This is a genomic window from Helicobacter sp. L8 (assembly GCF_003660355.1).
GTDB lineage: Bacteria > Campylobacterota > Campylobacteria > Campylobacterales > Helicobacteraceae > Helicobacter > Helicobacter labacensis.
Map to the genome: position 1 here is coordinate 74768 of NZ_QXQR01000006.1, position 16668 is coordinate 91435.

At 48.4% G+C, this 16668-nt stretch carries 20 protein-coding genes; 16 read left to right on the plus strand and 4 right to left on the minus strand.

All coding sequences use genetic code 11. The annotated features are described in order from the left end of the window. Positions 1–126: 126 nt before the first annotated feature. Entirely contained in the window at positions 127–873 is a 747-nt protein-coding gene (locus EAO37_RS04765; protein ID WP_120945048.1) for a carbonic anhydrase family protein, read from the minus strand. A gap of 11 nt (positions 874–884) precedes the next feature. Next, positions 885–2678 (minus strand): translation elongation factor 4, encoded by a 1794-nt coding sequence (lepA, locus tag EAO37_RS04770; RefSeq protein WP_120951911.1) that lies wholly within the window; start codon positions 2676–2678, stop codon positions 885–887. 73 nt (positions 2679–2751) lie between these two features. On the opposite strand from lepA, the gene EAO37_RS04775 reads away from it, so the two are divergent. The 7 genes from EAO37_RS04775 (at position 2752) to gmhA (ending at position 7794) form a co-directional block, all read left to right on the plus strand. Then, positions 2752–3075, plus strand: coding sequence for a hypothetical protein (locus EAO37_RS04775; protein ID WP_120945044.1), 324 nt, complete (start codon positions 2752–2754; stop codon positions 3073–3075). Then, a complete protein-coding gene (gene rsmD, locus EAO37_RS04780) occupies positions 3075–3632 on the plus strand; it encodes a 16S rRNA (guanine(966)-N(2))-methyltransferase RsmD (protein ID WP_120945042.1) in 558 nt (185 codons plus the stop codon). Before EAO37_RS04775 ends, rsmD begins: the two co-directional genes overlap by 1 nt. Before the next feature lie 11 nt (positions 3633–3643). Then, on the plus strand, positions 3644–4189 hold the full coding sequence (gene fliL, locus EAO37_RS04785; protein WP_120945040.1) for a flagellar basal body-associated protein FliL: 546 nt from the start codon (positions 3644–3646) through the stop codon (positions 4187–4189). After that, positions 4186–4545, plus strand: a complete 360-nt coding sequence (gene acpS, locus EAO37_RS04790) for a holo-ACP synthase (protein ID WP_120945038.1) — start codon at positions 4186–4188, stop codon at positions 4543–4545. Before fliL ends, acpS begins: the two co-directional genes overlap by 4 nt. 284 nt (positions 4546–4829) lie before the next feature. Beyond that, on the plus strand, positions 4830–5807 hold the full coding sequence (gene rfaD / locus EAO37_RS04795; RefSeq protein ID WP_120945036.1) for an ADP-glyceromanno-heptose 6-epimerase: 978 nt from the start codon (positions 4830–4832) through the stop codon (positions 5805–5807). Further along, the gene (gene rfaE1 / locus EAO37_RS04800; protein WP_120951914.1) at positions 5801–7255 is read left to right on the plus strand and encodes a D-glycero-beta-D-manno-heptose-7-phosphate kinase; all 1455 of its coding nucleotides are present in this window, start codon (positions 5801–5803) and stop codon (positions 7253–7255) included. Before rfaD ends, rfaE1 begins: the two co-directional genes overlap by 7 nt. Then, positions 7225–7794 (plus strand): D-sedoheptulose 7-phosphate isomerase, encoded by a 570-nt coding sequence (gmhA, locus tag EAO37_RS04805; protein WP_120951917.1) that lies wholly within the window; start codon positions 7225–7227, stop codon positions 7792–7794. The genes rfaE1 and gmhA overlap by 31 nt, the downstream gene beginning before the upstream one ends. A 101-nt stretch (positions 7795–7895) precedes the next feature. Here the strand turns inward: gmhA and EAO37_RS04810 are convergent, their stop codons facing one another. After that, positions 7896–8333, minus strand: a complete 438-nt coding sequence (locus tag EAO37_RS04810) for a copper resistance protein CopD (protein ID WP_120945030.1) — start codon at positions 8331–8333, stop codon at positions 7896–7898. Positions 8334–8455: 122 nt separating this feature from the next. Here EAO37_RS04810 and EAO37_RS04815 point away from each other — a divergent pair, with 122 nt between their 5' ends. After that, a complete protein-coding gene (locus tag EAO37_RS04815; RefSeq protein WP_240451726.1) occupies positions 8456–9469 on the plus strand; it encodes an outer membrane protein in 1014 nt (337 codons plus the stop codon). On the opposite strand, the gene sppA is transcribed toward EAO37_RS04815, so the two are convergent. After that, positions 9466–10314, minus strand: coding sequence for a signal peptide peptidase SppA (sppA, locus tag EAO37_RS04820; protein ID WP_120945028.1), 849 nt, complete (start codon positions 10312–10314; stop codon positions 9466–9468). The genes EAO37_RS04815 and sppA overlap by 4 nt on opposite strands. Positions 10315–10367: 53 nt before the next feature. Here sppA and EAO37_RS04825 point away from each other — a divergent pair, with 53 nt between their 5' ends. The 8 genes from EAO37_RS04825 to EAO37_RS09605 form a co-directional block, all read left to right on the plus strand. Further along, complete coding sequence (locus EAO37_RS04825; protein ID WP_120945026.1) at positions 10368–10583, plus strand: hypothetical protein; 216 nt, start codon at positions 10368–10370, stop codon at positions 10581–10583. A gap of 14 nt (positions 10584–10597) precedes the next feature. After that, positions 10598–11938 carry an MFS transporter gene (locus tag EAO37_RS04830; protein ID WP_120951920.1) on the plus strand — a complete coding sequence of 447 codons (1341 nt, stop codon included), beginning with the start codon at positions 10598–10600 and terminating at the stop codon, positions 11936–11938. 138 nt (positions 11939–12076) lie between these two features. Then, the gene (locus EAO37_RS04835; protein ID WP_120951923.1) at positions 12077–12847 is read left to right on the plus strand and encodes an ATP-binding protein; all 771 of its coding nucleotides are present in this window, start codon (positions 12077–12079) and stop codon (positions 12845–12847) included. Position 12848: 1 nt separating this feature from the next. Further along, complete coding sequence (locus tag EAO37_RS04840; protein ID WP_120945022.1) at positions 12849–13859, plus strand: TerC/Alx family metal homeostasis membrane protein; 1011 nt, start codon at positions 12849–12851, stop codon at positions 13857–13859. Then, the gene (locus EAO37_RS04845) at positions 13853–14665 is read left to right on the plus strand and encodes an ATP-binding cassette domain-containing protein (protein ID WP_120945020.1); all 813 of its coding nucleotides are present in this window, start codon (positions 13853–13855) and stop codon (positions 14663–14665) included. Before EAO37_RS04840 ends, EAO37_RS04845 begins: the two co-directional genes overlap by 7 nt. Further along, the gene (locus EAO37_RS04850) at positions 14662–15291 is read left to right on the plus strand and encodes a class II aldolase and adducin N-terminal domain-containing protein (RefSeq protein WP_205589491.1); all 630 of its coding nucleotides are present in this window, start codon (positions 14662–14664) and stop codon (positions 15289–15291) included. The genes EAO37_RS04845 and EAO37_RS04850 overlap by 4 nt, the downstream gene beginning before the upstream one ends. Positions 15292–15293: 2 nt before the next feature. Next, on the plus strand, positions 15294–16115 hold the full coding sequence (locus EAO37_RS09600; RefSeq protein WP_240451727.1) for a sulfatase-like hydrolase/transferase: 822 nt from the start codon (positions 15294–15296) through the stop codon (positions 16113–16115). Between the two features lie 4 nt (positions 16116–16119). Continuing rightward, positions 16120–16668: sulfatase-like hydrolase/transferase (locus EAO37_RS09605; RefSeq protein WP_240451728.1), on the plus strand; the 549-nt coding region annotated here is incomplete at its 3' end.

The following is a 16668-nucleotide window of genomic DNA, read 5'->3' on the forward strand; positions in this document are numbered from 1 at the left end:
TAGGAATGAATCCCTAGAGTTGTTATGCTAAATAGGGGTTTTGTTGACTAGCACATCTATTAAACGATCACCAAAACGCGCTACCGCTTGGAACACAAGCACCGCGCATGCGCGCCTGCAAAGATCTTAGGGTTCGCGCAAGATCGCCGAGCTTTTGACAATCACGCTATTGTAATCCTTTTGGGGAGGGCGACGGTTTTTGATGTAGTGCATGATCTTTTGCAACTCTTCTAGCTGTTCTTGGGACACGCTCAAGGTTTCTTCAATGATGAACCATGCCACGCCCTCCGTGCAGGGGGGAGTGGTTAGCGAGCCATTGAAGTGGTAGTAACTAATGCTGGGGGGCAATAGAGTTTCTAAATCTAAATCGCTAGGGACTTGCTTGTGCGCGTAAGCCTCCAGTAACCGGGCGATCAAGTCATTGGGTTGTCCAATCTCAAAGCCAATCCCTAGCACCAATAAGAGCCCACTGCTGTCTTTGTGCACCAAATGCATGCTCAAAGGTTGGCGTTGTTTGTGGATGCTAAATTCCATCGGGGTGTGGAAGTGCAGATTCACCAAGTTGTAGACATGGTCGCGATAAATCACATGGTTTTTAGGAGAGTTGAATTTGGCTACGAAGGTGTGGTGTGAGTAATCCAAAGAGATAGGGCTAGCGTCCGCTTGGTAAAACACCCCCAAATTCTCCTTATCTGGGGCGTTGTAATAGTGTTCTATGTCAATGGGGGATTGGTTTTTCCCGCTTTTGCACAATTCGTAATCCTTGTGCAGATGCCCCCATTGGCTGGGGGCACTAGGGTGCTGGTAGCTCCAATGGTGTGATTCAGCAGCCCATAGGCTCAAAGGCGCGCATAAGAGAAGATAACGCCACATCAAAAACTCCTTTAATCAATTTTCAAGATCGCCAAAAACGCCTCTTGGGGAAGATGCACTTTTCCGATGGCTTTCATGCGTTTTTTACCTTCTTTTTGCTTTTCTAATAGCTTGCGCTTGCGGCTAATGTCCCCCCCATAGCACTTAGCTGTTACATTTTTACCTACAGACTTGATCGTTTCGCGCGCGATGATCTTATTGCCAATGCTAGCCTGCAGAGCGACTTCAAAGAGTTGTCTGGGGATGAGGTTTTTAATGCTCTGCACTAAAGCCTTGCCCTTTTCATAAGCCCTACTTCTCTCTACAATGCTACAGAGCGCGTCCACCACCTGCCCCCCCACGCGGATGTCTAGCTTGATCAAGTCCCCTTCTTGGTAGGGCGCAGCCTCGTAGTCAAAGCTCGCATAGCCCTTTGTGCAAGACTTGAGTTTGTCATAAAAATCCATCACGATCTCATTGCTGGGGATCAAATAGGTGAGCAAGACGCGTTCTTGATTCAGGTATTCCATTTTTTCTTGCACCCCGCGTCTTTGACTAAGAAGGTTGATGAGATTGCCCAAATAAAGACTGGGCGTGATGATATGGGCGCGCACAAAGGGTTCTTTAATGCAGACAATACTCCCCTCAGGGGGCAGTTGGCTAGGGTTTTGCACCAGCAACACCTGAGAGTTTTGCAAATGCACCTCATAGAGCACCGTGGGCGCTGTGGCGATCAAATCCAATTTGAACTCGCGCTCCAAGCGTTCTTTGATCACCTCCATGTGCAATAAGCCCAAAAAGCCCACCCTAAAGCCAAAGCCTAAAGCCGCGCTACTCTCTGGCTCAAACTGCAAGGCTGCATCGTTGAGTTGGAGTTTATAAAGGGCTTCTCTCAAGTTCTCAAATTGATCGCTCTCAATGGGGTAAAGCCCGGCAAAGACAAAGGGTTTAGCGGGTATAAAACCTTCTATGGGGCTAGCAGTGGGGTTGTTAGCGTCCGTGATGGTGTCCCCCACGGCGATGTCTGTGAGATTCTTAGAACCCAAAGCGACAATGCCAATTTCTCCGCACTCCAAACTAGGGCTCTGGGTTTTGTGCAGGGGGTGGGGGTAGTAAAGCCCTAGCACGCTGTGGCGTTTTTGCGCGCCCATCACTAAAACCTCCTGCCCCACTTCCAAACGCCCCTCTTTTAAGCGCACCAAAGCTAACGCGCCCAAGTAATTATCAAACCACGAATCGTAAATGAGAGCCTTTGTGGGCGCGCTAGGGTCCCCATTTGGGGGGGGGATTAGCTTGATGATTTGTTCTAGCAACGCCTCAATGCCTATGGCATTTTTGGCGCTCACACAGCACGCCTGCGCGCAATCTAGCGCGATCGTGTCCTCAATGTCCTGCTTGATCGCCTCCACATCGGCATTAGGCAGATCAATTTTATTGAGCACGGGTAGAATTTCTAGGTGGTTGTCCAGGGCGATGTAGACATTGGCAATCGTTTGGGCTTGCACCCCTTGGGTGGCATCCACGACCAATAAAGCCCCCTCGCATGCGTGCAAGGAACGCGAAACTTCATAGCTAAAATCCACATGCCCGGGGGTGTCTATGAGATTTAAGATGTAATTAACGCCTTGGAAGAAATAGCGCAAGCGCACCGATTGGGCTTTGATCGTGATCCCGCGCTCTTTTTCAATCTCCATGGTGTCTAGCACTTGGTGGGTCATCTCACGCGCATCTAGGGCGTTGCACGCGCTAATGAGGCAATCAGCTAAGGTGCTCTTGCCATGGTCGATGTGGGCGATGATGGAGAAATTGCGGATGTGTTCTTGCACGCGCTTTGCCTTTGGTAAGCATTTTCAAACTCAAGATATGCAATAATAGCACAACGCGCGTAAAAGAAGAGAGATGAAAATAGCCCTGGATTGCCATTCTTTGCTCTTAGGCTGTGTGCTTAAATCCTATTTGCAGGATTTCTTGTGCGCCCCAGAGCATTGCGACTTCATTTTGAGCGATCACCCTGTGGATAAACCGGTGAAGACGACTTTTTTGATCAGTTCGCTAGAGGGCGCGCATGTCAGTGTGCCTTTCACGCGCGAGAGTCTGCTAGAATCCTTGCAAGAACTCTACACCCAAAAAGCCCAAGCCCAGAGTTTGGAGAGCAGGGTGCAAGCCTTGTTAGGGGAATACACCCATAAGCTTTTGGATTTGATCCAAGAGTACCGCCCCTAATGCCTGCTTTTAGAATTTTAAGCGGGGTGTGTAAGGGCATGCCCTTGTTATTGCCCCCCAAGAGCATTAGCCGTCCCACTAAAGCCCTAGTGCGATCTTCGCTCTTGAATGTCTTGCGCCCCTGCATTGCCTCTAGCGCTTTTGTGGAAGTCTTTGGAGGGAGTGGGAGCGTGGGTTTGGAGGCTCTGAGTTGCGGGGCACAAGAGGCGCTATTTTTTGAGCAAGACATGCAAGTGTTTGCCCTCTTGCAAGCCAATTTGCGCGCTTTTAAACAACGCTATAAACAGCCCCTCAAGGCGCGCGCAATCCGGGGCGATGGGTTGGCTCTTCTAGGCTCTTCTTTAGCGCATTTGAGCGCGCCCCAGATCATTATCTATTTAGACCCCCCTTTTGGCGCGCTCCAAGCTTGTTTGGATAATCTAGCGCATTTAGCCCTGAGGGGGGCGTTAGTGATCTTGGAACACCAAAGTGGCGCGGATGTGCCTGCAAAACTGGCTAGCTTGAGTATAATCAAGTCTTGTAAGTTTGGGCGAACCACTTTGAGTTATTACAATTAGAAAGGATTGGCATGGCAGAAGAAGCAAAAGCGCCTAAGAAAAGCAAGGCGATGTTGTTTGTGGTGATGGGCGCGGTGTTGGTCATGCTCATTTTGGTGGGCGTGATTGTGATCTTATTTATGGGCAAGAGCGCAGAACAACCCCCTGCTCAATCCCCCATACAGGGGAACAAACAAATGCATAACACACCCATGGGTGGGGAGGCTGAGGGAGGGAATAACTTAATGGTGCGCTCCTCAGATTATCTTTCCCTAGGTCCGCTCTATCCTTTGAGTGGACCCTTTGTGGTGAATTTAATCAGCCAAAATGGACGGCGTTATCTCAAGGCTAGCATCTCTTTAGAGCTCAACGATCCCAAATTGCTAGAAGAGGTGAAGGTGAAAGAAACCGCTATTAAGGACACGATCATAGAGATTCTCTCCTCTAAGTCCATGGAGGAAATTTCTACCTTGAAGGGCAAGAACAAACTTAAAGAAGAAATCCGTAGCAACCTCAACAGCTTCCTCATTGATGGTTTTGTGAAAAATGTCTTTTTTACCGATTTTGTGATCCAGTGATAGGTATCGATCTCATCTCCATTGCGCGTGTTAGCCAAGCCCTAGCGCGCCACCAACAACGCTTTTTAAACCGATTCCTCTCCCCTAGCGAACAAAGCCTTTTTTTAAAACCCGCTTCTTTGGCTGGAGCATGGGCGGCTAAAGAAGCTTGCGCAAAAGCTCTAGGCGTGGGGATTGGAGCCCAGCTAGGCTTTCTAGACATCCATCTTGACAAGGATCATAGGGGCGCGCCACGCATCTCTTTGAGTTCTGAGAAAATGCGCGCCTTTGGGGTATCAAGCTTGCATGTGAGCATCAGCCATGATGGCGGCTTTGCGCTGGCTTTAGTAGTTGCAAAAAGCCTAGATATTATTTAACATAGTCGTAGTAGTAGAGGGCGTGAATATGTGAAAAAGTCCTTGTAAGCGCGTAATTTAGGCACTTTGGCATGGGATGAAACAAGGCTAGAATATTCACATGTTGGCACAAAAAAAGAAATTTTAGGGGATTTTAGAGGGCTTTTTGGGGTGTATTTTGGCTGTTTAGGTGGCGTTTATGAGAACACATGTGAAAACATGTGAACAGTTTAGGGCGGACATGGGAAAAATCTTGGTGTCTTTTTGGTGGTGTTTGCATGTTATAATGGAATCAAAGGATTAGCATGGCTTATATTTCTGACACTCTGGCGGGGGCGCGCATTCTCATCACGGGCGGGGGGGGCTTTATAGGGAGCAATCTAGCCCTTTATTTCCAGCAACACCACCCCAAGGCGCAAGTGGTGGTGCTAGATAGATTTAGAGAACACACACCCCCTAGCACGAGTCTAGGGCATTTTAAAAATTTGGTGCATTTTAAAGGGGAGGTGCTAAGCGCGGACATCACAAGCGATTTAGATCGCATAGCCAAGCTAGACTTTGATTATCTCTTCCACCAAGCTGCCATTTCTGACACCACAAATATTAACCAGAGTTTGATCTTGCGCACCAATTACCAAGCCTTTTTAGACTTGCTAGAGATCGCCAAGAGCAAGAACGCGCGCGTGATCTACGCCTCTTCAGCAGGAGTTTATGGCAACACTCCCGCGCCCAATGTGGTTGGGCAGGGTCAAGAGCCCGAGAATGTCTATGGGTTTTCCAAGCTGTGCATGGATAGGCATGTGTTAAGCGGGCGTTGTGGGCTTGGTGCCCCCATTGTGGGTCTGCGTTATTTCAATGTCTATGGTCCTGGGGAGTTTTACAAGCATAAGAGCGCGTCCATGATCTTGCAATTAGGTTTGCAAGCCCTCAAACACCAAGAGGTGAAACTCTTTGAATTTGGAGAACAGCAACGCGATTTTGTCTATATTGAAGATGTGATTCAAGCCAATGTCAAGGCGATGTGCGCCTTGACTAGCGGGGTTTACAATGTGGGTTATGGGAATAGCCATAGCTATAATGAAGTCGTCCACCTACTCCAACAAGAATTAGGCCACTTCAAGGTGCGCTATATCAAAAACCCCTACGCCTTTTTCCAAGCGCATACCTGCGCAGACATTAGCACCACCAAGCAGATTTTAGACTACCAGCCCGCCTACAATTTGCAAACCGGAATTAAGGCTTATATCCCTACAATTCGCGCGTTGGCGCAACACGCATGTTAAACCTGCGTTTCCAACCCTCTAAAATCCCCCATATTGTGGTGGTTGGGGATATTATTGTGGATCACTATGTGTGGGGGGTTAGCGAGCGACTCTCTCCTGAAGCCCCCGTGCAAGTGGTGGAGGTGTGCGAAGAGAATTATCGTTTGGGCGGGGCGGGCAATGTAGCAGACAATTTGGTCGCTTTGGGCGCGCGTGTGAGTGTGTGTGGGGTGGTGGGGGCTGATGAAGCCCAAGTGTGGTTGCTAGCCCGTTTAGCCCAGCTTAATATCCACGCCCAAGGGGTGTTAGTTGATCCTGAGCGCCCCACTTGTAAAAAAAGCCGGGTGATGATTTCCAAGCAACAAGTGTTGCGCGTGGATCGAGAAAGCAGGCATGCCATTAGCCCCGCTTTAGAGCAGGAGATTTTAGAAATCGCCACTGCGCTTTTAGACCAAGCGGACGCGTTGGTGCTCTCTGACTACAACAAGGGCATGCTCAGCGCGCGCTTGTGCCAAACCCTCATCGCGCTAGCCAACCAAGCCCACAAGCCCGTTTTGTGCGATCCTAAGGGCAAGGATTATTCCAAATACAGCCACGCCACTCTCATCACCCCCAATAAAAGGGAAGCCCAGATCGCCACGGGTTTAGAGATCAACAATGACGCGCGCCTGCAACAAGCCCTAGAGCATTTTAAACAGACTTTCCACATCACCATCCCGCTTATCACCCTAAGCGAGCAGGGCATGGCTTTTTTAGATCATGGCAATTTAGTTAAAATCCCCACCATTGCCAAAGAAGTCTATGATGTGAGTGGGGCAGGGGATAGCGTGATCGCTGCTCTAGCCTTTTGTTTGGCACTAGGTTTTGATCTGCACCAAGCTTGCGCCTTTGCTAACGCGAGCGCGGCGGTGGTGGTGGGCAAGGTGGGGAGCGCGCATGCCACCTACGCGCAAGTGCTAGAATTCTTGCAACGCCACTACTACCAGGGGCAAAAGATCTTAGATCGCGCCACGCTAGGGCATATTTTGCATGGCGCACAGCCCAAGCGCGTGGTGTTCACCAATGGGTGTTTTGATCTATTGCACCGTGGGCATGTGTATTACTTGCAAGAAGCCAAGAAACTAGGGGACATTCTAGTGGTGGGCTTGAATAGCGACTCCTCTGTGCGCGCGCTCAAAGGTCCCAAGCGCCCCATCCAACGCCAAGAAGATCGCGCCTTTGTGTTGGCCGGTCTAGAATGCGTGGACTTTGTGGTGATCTTTGAAGAGAAAACCCCCTTGGAGTTGATTCGAGCTTTAAAGCCCCACATCCTAGTTAAGGGGGGGGATTACCAAGGCAAAGAAGTCGTGGGGAGCGATCTAGTTGATGAGGTGGTGTTGATCGATACGCTGGAGGGCAGGTCTAGTAGCCGCCTTATGCAAAAAATCCAAGGACTTGTATGCAAACCTTCATCCAAACCCAATTCCTAGCCCATATCCAAACCGCCCAAGACACTTTAAACGCGCTAGGCGCAGAGATAGAGGGGGCTGTGCTCTTGCTCATAGAAGCCCTCAAGGGGGGCAATAAGATCTTGATCTGTGGAAATGGGGGGAGCGCAGCGGACGCACAACACTTTGCCGCGGAGTTAACGGGGCGTTATAAAGCCCAAAGACAGGGGCTAGCAGCCATCGCCCTGAGCACGGACACTTCCGCGCTCACCGCCATTGCCAACGACTATAGTTACAGCGCGGTCTTTGCGCGCCAAGTGGAAGCCTTGGGTAGAAAGGGGGATTACTTGGTGGGGATTTCTACAAGTGGCAATTCAGACAATGTGCTACTAGCCTTGCAGAAGGCTCAAGAGTTGGGCTTGGGCACTGTGGGTTTAAGCGGGAATCAGGGGGGTAAAATGCGCGCGCTGTGCGATTGCCATTTGGTTGTGCCCAGTAACGACACGCCTAGAATCCAAGAGATGCACATTTTGCTCATCCACCTATTATGCGATCGCATCGAGCAAGCCTTCCTTGGGTAGTCTTTAACCCCACGGGCAAAGGGGCAAACAACCACCAAATAGGATAACCAAGCCTGTAGATGCCTATCCAATACGCCTTAAAGCCATAACCAAGCACAAAATTAAACAAACCACATCCATTTCGCGCAAACGACAATCCCCACACCCAAGATCAACACAAGGGGGTGGATAATGGGGGCTAGGGGATTGGGCTTGTTGAGGAATTTACACGCCAAAGAGAAGATCACTAAAGTGAAGATCACACAAGCTAGGGCGACTTTAGAGAGCAGGAGTTGCTGGAAAGGGGTTTCTAGCCACCCTTTTTCTCCCCCCACATAGTTGCTCAACATCATCCCCCCTGTCAGCAAGAGGAGCAACACACAAATGGGCATGATCTTGATCGCACGCGATCCAATCGCTTGTTCGATCTTGCTGGCTAACTCAGGCGCAAAGAACTTCAAAGCGCGCGAGAGGATCACCACATCAAAGAAGAGATAGCCTAAAAAAATAATGGCGCAAAATAAATGCACCAACAAGGCGTAAGGATAAAGCGCTTCCATAACACAACCCCATCATTGAAATAAACACCATTATAGCCTAAAAACCCCTTGAACTTGATCCCCACAGAAAGTTTTGCTATAATAAAAAATACTTTATTGTAATACTTATTTAAGGAATAGTAGTGATTTTGGTAGTTAAAAAACCTTTACAAGTATTATCAACGAGCATGCCCTATGGAATGTGGCTATTTTTGGGGCTGTGCGCGTTGGGGCATGCCGAGAAAAACGCGCCCTTTGTAGGGATTAGTCTAGAAGTGGGGCGGGCAGATAAAAAGCTAGTGGGAGAAAAAAACGGGCATCTTTTCCAAGTGCCCCAGGGCACAGTGAAACTCAGCGCAGCTAAACCAGATACGGGGTATGATAATGGCGTGCCCACAGTGGGAGCCAATGATTGTAACCCGGGGAATTGTAAGGCGGAGTGGACGGACTTGACCATGCTCAGTAACAACGCCACTAACTCCGGACGCAACCAGCCCATGTTTGGCTTGGGTGTGATTGCGGGCTATAAACAATTCTTTGGGAAGAAAAAATGGTTTGGGTTGCGTTATTACGGCTTTTTTGACTACGGGCATAGCAATTTCTCCAACGCCACCGCCTCTAACTACACCAGCGTGTTTTACCTCAACCACGACAAGGTGGACATGTATACCTATGGCGTGGGCACGGACATGCTCTTCAACATCATCAATAAGGACAAATTGGATCTGGGCTTTTTTGTGGGGGTGCAGTTTGCGGGCAATTCTTGGACGACCAATAAGGTAAGCCGGCTCAATCAGGGCTATTTAATCGGCACAGTGGATGGTGAATGTGCGTATATCCCCGATAGTGGTAATCCCTGCCAAGCCAATTACAACGGACCTGCAGTGGGCACCAATGGCGCTATCAATCCGGCCAGTTTGATCACCACCGGTCCGCTTAAAAGCCATGTCAACAGCACGCATTTCCAATTTCTGGTTAATGTGGGGATTCGCACCAATATTATCCAGCACCACGGGGTGGAGTTTGGAATCAAAATCCCTACACTCCCCAATCTCTACTACAAGGGGAGCGCTAACAAAAATGGCGACCTCTACACTCTGAGCGAAACCTTTAGACGGCAATACTCCATGTATTTGCGCTACATCTATAGCTTTTAGCGCACTTGGTAGCCCAAGGCTTGGATTAGCGCTTGGCTGGTGGATTTTAACACCTTGTCCATAAACACCTCCCACTTGTCCTTTTGTAACCAAAGAGGTTTTTTAACCCCGCTAAGAGTTTGCAACTCCGCTACTGCCTGCTGGTAAGTGCCAATTTGATCAATGAGCTTGAGATCTAGGGCTTGTTTAGCGCTAAAGATTTTCCCCTCAGCAAATTTAGGCGCGTCCTTGGGGTCTAAATGCCTAGTTTTTGCTACATCGCTCACAAACATTTGGTATTGCGCCTCTAGCAAGTTACTTAGGTATTGCTTCTCTTGGGGAGTCCAAGGGCGCGTAAAAGTGCCCACCTCTTTGTATTGCCCTTTGGCGATCCCTTGGGTTTTGATCCCCAGTTTATCCATTAAGGCTGAAATGTCCGCGCCCTCAAAGATCACCCCAATGGAACCAATGAGCGCGCCCCTATTAGCGTAGAGCTTACGCGCCATCATGCCCGCATAATAGCTCCCACTAGCCATCACCCCGCGCACATAAGCCACCACCGGGATTTCTTTGTTCAAACGCGCGATCAAGTCGCTCAATTCTACGCTCGCGCTAATGCTCCCCCCGGGCGAATCGATCACCAAGAGCGCGCCCTTAATATGCGGGTTATCTAGGATCGCCTCTATTTGTTCTTGAAAACTCCCACTTTCAAAAATGGGTCCATAGAGGTGGATGGCAGCTAAGTTAGGGGGGGGTTGGACCTCGTGCTTGCCCCCCCAAAGCAAAAAGACTAACACGCTTAAAAACACTAGGCTTTTAAAATACTTGGTGATGAAATCCAAGGGGGCGGTGATGATTTTAAACACAAAACACTCCTTATAGTCATTTGATTATGTTATAGTAGCAAAAAAGGGGGCGCATGGCGTGTAAATTTTGTCCTAAGATTAGAGGGAGTGATCTCTTATTTGTTGTGGTGGCGGGGATAGCCTTTTATGGGGTTTATAGCTACCAAATGCGCCAAATAGAACAAAACAGCCACGCCCAGCGCGCTAAGGCTTTTGAACAACTCCAGCGCGCCTGTGTGTTTGAGCATAAAAAGGACGCATGCCAACAAGTCTTTAGCCCGAGTCCTTGATGTGAAGGTTTACTATGTTAAAACAGATTCTGCCCTTAGTCCTTGTGTCTTCCTTGCGTTTTCTAGGGTTGTTCATCGTCTTGCCCGTGATCGCCCTTTATGCTACACATTTCCAAGCCAGTGCCTTCATGATGGGTTTGGCTGTGGGAGGAGCGTATTTCACCCAGATCCTCTTTCAAACCCCTATAGGGATGTTAAGCGACACCTATAGCCGTAAGGCGGTGGTGTTAGGATGCTTGGGGGTTTTTGTGCTAGGTTCTTTAATCTGCTTTTTTGCCTCCAATATCACTTGGCTGGTGGCAGGTAGGTTAGTACAGGGGATGGGGGCGATGGGGGGGGTATTGAGCGCGATGGTGGCTGATGAGGTGGCTGAGGAACAGCGCACGCATGCGATGGCTTTGATGGGCGCGGGGATTTTTATGAGCTTCACGGTTGCGATGGTGATAGGTCCTAGTGTGGGTATGGCTTTTGGGGTTAAGTGGCTATTCTTACTCACCGCGCTATTGAGCTTGGGGGCGATGGCTTTGATGCTAAAAGTGCCCAACGCGCCCAAAATCCTCTACGCTCTCAAAGAAAAGCCCAGTTTGCAAGCCGTGCTCCAAGATAAGAATATTTTCATCATCAGTAGCTGTTCCTTCTTTGAGAAGTGCTTGATGACCTTGATCTTTGTGTTGATCCCCTTGGCAGTTGTGCATGAATTTAAAATGGATAAAAGCGCGCTTTGGAAGATTTACACCGCTGGGGCGTTTTTGGGCATGTTGAGCATGGCTCCAGCGGCCATCATCGCTGAAAAATTTGGCAAGGCTAAGGGGGTGCTTTTGGCCGGGGTGCTCTTGTTTTTGATCGCTTATGCATGCTTGGGCTATGCCGATCACAACCCCCAATCCCCCACAAAATGGCTATTTATTGTGGGGATCATGGTCTTTTTTGCGGGCTTTGGCACACTAGAGCCCATCATGCAATCTCTAGCTAGCAAATTTGCTAGAGCGCACCAACGCGGACTAGTCTTGGGACTCTTTGTAACTTATGGCTATGTGGGGTCTTTTATTGGGGGGTTACTTGGGGGCATGGGTTATACTTACCTAGGCGTGAAGATGTCCGCTTGCATTGTCATAGGGGTGTGCGTGCTTTGGGGAGCATTGGTGTTGGCTTTGAACAACCCCAACAAACAACAAAATGTCTACTTCCCTCTAGATGCCTTTGATCGCGAAAAATTCAACGCCTTGGAAGAAATACCGGGCATCATTGAGTGGTATGTCAATGAAACCCAAAACACCATCATTGTCAAATACGATGCCTCTTTACTCAGCCAAGAAGAGATCATAGATGCGTCCGTAGCCTTTAGAAAGCCCTAGCCTTGGATGGCGTTGCCACTATGGCGATCGAAGCTGTGGATTTTAAGGCTAAACAAACGACAAATCCCCATTTTGTTGGAGTTTTGCTATAATCTTGTGGGCGTGGGAGGGGGTTTCACTCCGCTTTAAAGGGCTAGAATGGTTTATAGCATTAGCAAAAAAATTTTAAACATTGTGGGGCGCACTAACGCCACTTACAATTTGATTAATGAAGGTGATCGCGTTTTAGTGGGTTTGAGCGGAGGCAAGGATTCGATTTTGCTCTCTTGCTTGCTCGCGCGCATGAAAGCCCATGCGCCTTTTTCTTTTGACTTCAAGGCTGCCACGGTGCATTATGGCTTGAAAGAAGATTTAGCATGGCTTAGTGATCTGTGTGTGGAACAAAAAATTCCTCATGAGATTCTCTACACCAATATCGCCCAAACCATTAGAGAAAAACGGCGCGAAAAAAGCTCTTATTGTAGTTTTTGCTCACGCATGCGTAGAGGGGTGCTTTACAACTACGCTTTGGAACAGGGTTATAATAAGCTAGCCATCGCCCACCACCTAGATGACGCGGTGGAGAGTTTCTTTATGAATTTTACTTACAATGGGAGCTTGCGTAGCATGCCCCCCATTTACAAGGCCCAAAATGGGTTATTTGTGATCCGCCCGCTGATTCACATTAGAGAACGCCAGAGTATTGACTTTGTGCGCTCCCAAAATATCCCCACCGCCCCGGATTGCAACTGCCCGGCTAAACAGCCCGATTCAGACAAACCCCCCATTGCTAGATTAGCCACTAAACATTTTTTACAAGAAATGGAGAGGGATAACCCCACTCTCTTCACTTCACTCAAAAACGCCTTTTGCAATCTGCACGCCAATAGCTTTAGCGATGGGGCGTTTTTGGACGCACAGGGGGCCTAAAATGGGCTTAGATGTGTTGGTGTTTTTAGCCTTTATGCTTACCGCGTTAATCATTGACTTCAAGGCACACCAAAACGATCAAGAGATCACCTTGAAAAGCGCGGGGCTGTGGTCGCTCTTTTGGGTGGGCACGGCTTTAGCCTTTGCGCTTTATTTACTCTGGCATGATGGCAAAGCGAGCATGTCGCTCTTTTTAACCGGCTATGTGTTAGAAAAAGCCCTCTCTGTGGATAACCTCTTTGTGATGATGGCGATCTTTGCGTGGTTTAATGTGCCTGAAATTTATCGCCACCGCGTGCTTTACTATGGCATCTTAGGCGCGGTTATCTTTAGGCTCATTTTTGTGTTGATCGGAAGTGGGCTCTTGCATCTTTCTGCCTATGTGGAAATTCTCTTTGGGGTGCTGGTGGGCTATAGCTGTGTGGTGATGCTCAAAAACCAAGCCCAAGAGGAAGAAAAGATAGAGGACTACTCAGAACACCTAGCTTACAAGCTGGTTTATAAATTTTTCCCGGTCTACCCCAAGCTAGTCGGGCATGATTTTTTCATCCACAGAAAACGCTTGGGGGCACTAGAGCGCGGTTTAAAGGGACAGGAAGTGAGCGACTTGCACCACCAAAGTGCCTATGCCAAAGCTAAATACATCGCCACACCCCTGTTCTTATGTTTGGCTGTGATTGAGTTGAGCGATGTGATGTTTGCCTTTGATAGCGTGCCTGCCGTGATCGCGGTGAGTAAAGAACCTTTGATCATCTACAGCGCGATGATGTTTGCCATTTTGGGCTTGCGTAGTCTGTATTTTGTTCTAGAAGTGTTGAAGGGCTATTTGGTGTATTTAGAAAAGAGTGTGATCGTGGTGCTGGGCTTTATTAGCCTCAAGCTCATTTTAGGGGCAAGCAAACATCTCTTTGGGGTGGGTTTGGAGATTGGTCCTAGCGCTAGCCTCTATGTGGTGCTGGGCGTGCTGGGCGCGGGGGTGCTTGCTAGTTTGATCAAGCCTGCCAAGTGCTAGAAATCCAGCTACAAAAAGAGCTCATGGGCGCGCAAGGTCCCTTTTGCCTAGATGTGCGCGCCAGTCTGCCTTGCGGGCAAATTAGCGTGCTCTTTGGGGCATCTGGAGTGGGAAAAAGCACGCTTTTGCGCCTCATTGCTGGGCTAGAGTTGCCCGATGTGGGAGTTTTGCGCTTTAAGGGTCAGCTATGGCTAGATACCCAAAACAAATTCTGTCTAAGCGCCCAGCAACGCCCCTTGGGCTTTGTGTTCCAAGATGGCGCGCTCTTCCCCCATCTTGATGTGCGCGCCAATATTTGTTTTGGGAATGACGATCCGCGCATTTTTAAGGAAGTGGTGGGTTTAATGGGGCTTGGAGGCTTGTTGCAACGCTCTATAAACACCCTTTCAGGCGGGCAAATCCAGCGCGTTTCTCTGGCACGCGCTTTGGTGCGCGCCTTGAAAACCCCCAACGCGCTATTGCTCTTAGATGAACCCTTGAGCGCGCTAGACATCCCCACGCGTGCCAAGTTACAACATGAACTCAAACACCTAAGCGTGCATTTCAAGCTGACCACTTTATTAGTTACCCACGATTTGCATGAAACCTACAGCCTAGCCGATCACATCTTGCTCATACGCGCCCATCAAGGGGTGCACCGCTGTGAGGTGGGCACTTTTGAGATGCTCTTAGATCAGCTCCATGTGCAGGGCTCTTTAACCACAGTGCTGGCTAAAGACGCGCACACCTTAACTCTAGCCTTGCGCGCTCCGCTTGGGGTTAACCCGGGCGATGTAGCTTGGCTGTATTTTAAAGGTTTGGCGTGAATGTATTAGTGCGCGAAGTGGATGGCTTGTTATTGAAGCAACTGCATAAGATGTCGCTGTCCATGTTTAGGCAGGGGCTATTTGGCATCTTCAAGGGCTCTATCTCTGCGCGGGTGAGCGCGCGGCGTTTTGTGATCAACAAGCGCGATGCCATTTTGGACAATTTAGACGCGGATTCTCTAGTGGTTTGTCAAGATATTCCAGATTACCGCTGGCAAGAAGCCAGCAATGATACGCCCATCCACGCGCGCATTTACCAACACTTTGATGAAGCCCGCTTTATCGCCTACGCGCGCCCCCCCTATGCTATCGCCTACTCTCTCACCCACACGCATTTAATCCCCCTAGATTACTTGGGGTGTGCCTTCTTGGGACAAAAAATAGAAATTTACGATCCTAAGAATTACAAGGATTGGCAGGGGCGCGCTGCTACGGATATTCTGCGTTATTTGCAAGAGAGCGCGCAACCCTATATCTTTATCAGGGGGTGTGGAGTTGTGGCTTATCACCGCGAATTGCATGGTTTGCTTAGGATTTTCGATCTCTTGGAGGGTTCATGCCAAATCTTGCAACTGAGCAATATGATGGATCACGCTTATGAAAATGATAGACGCTTTGAGGTGTAGACATGCGCTTAGATAACCGCTTCTTTTTGATGTGGCTAGCCCCGGTGGTGGCGAGTTGTTTCTCTGCAGAGGCGCAAACATGGGGAGAGCTCCTTTGGCACGCGCTCAAAGTAGCCTTTTATGGGTTTTTGGTGTTCTATGGATTTTATTTTTTCTTGAGTTTTATCAAGCCTCAAAGTTTGGCTAAATGGCTAAAAAACATGCTGTTGGTTTTGGGCTTGAGTCTTAACTTTATAGATTTCTTTGCCTCTTACTACTTCCACATGGGCTTTACCCCCTCTCTAGTGGGCACGCTATTAGCCACTAATATCAGAGAAAGCCAAGAGTTTTTATCTAGCATGGTCTTGCCTCGCATGGGCTTTATTGTGGGGTATTTAGTTGTTTGTGTGGGTTTCTTGTATTTTGTGCGCTTTGAATGGGTGTTATCCATGCGCCAACACCTCAAAACACTTGTAACCCTTTTTGTGTTATTTTGGGCGCATATTTTGAGCAATTACTACCTACAAGGCTTGCATGGGGTTTTTATCGATCCCAATATCACAACACGAGTCATTCCTATAGTCAGAGAGATTTCTGCCATTGTTGAAAATCTCAAAAACCAGCAAAGCAGAGCCATTTACCAGAGTTTTAAACAACGCTACCCTAAGGACTACTTGGGTATAGATTCTAGTAGCGTGCCTAATATCGTCTTAATCATCGGCGAAGGCGCGTCTAGGAATTTTATGGGGGTTTATGGCTATGGCGTGCCCAACACGCCCTTTTTGAGTGCCTTAGTAAAAAAAAAGAGCAAAGAGAGAGAGATCACAAAATTTATTTGTCTTTGATGATGTGATCTCAGCCTTTGCTAACACCTATAGTGTGTTTGAAACACTGCTCAATTACGCCGACATGGAGCATCATTCCATCCCTTGGTTCCAACAAAAAAACCTAGGCAGGATTTTTAATTTGGCAGGCTATAAAACTTTTTGGATTGACGCGCAAGATGATTTAAGCAGAAACAATGTCTTTGCCTTTGTAGCCCACCCATTTACCCACAAATACTGGGCAAATGGCACTTTTGATATCCAAAACAGCACCCAAGATGGGTGGACTTTAGAGGTCTTTAAAGATCATGTGCAACCCCAACTCACCGCTAAAAATTTTATTGTATTCCACCTCTTTGGCAGCCATGCCATCTACAATAGACGCTTCCCCAAAGCTTATGCCAAGTTCACCCCGGCAGATATTCCTTACCAAGGCTTGCACATCAAAGATGAGAAAGACAAACAGATCGTAGCTGATTATGTCAATTCACTTTACTACACCGATCATGTTTTAGAAGAAATCTTTAAACTCTTTGAAGACAAGGACGCGTTAATTATCTATCTCTCTGATCAT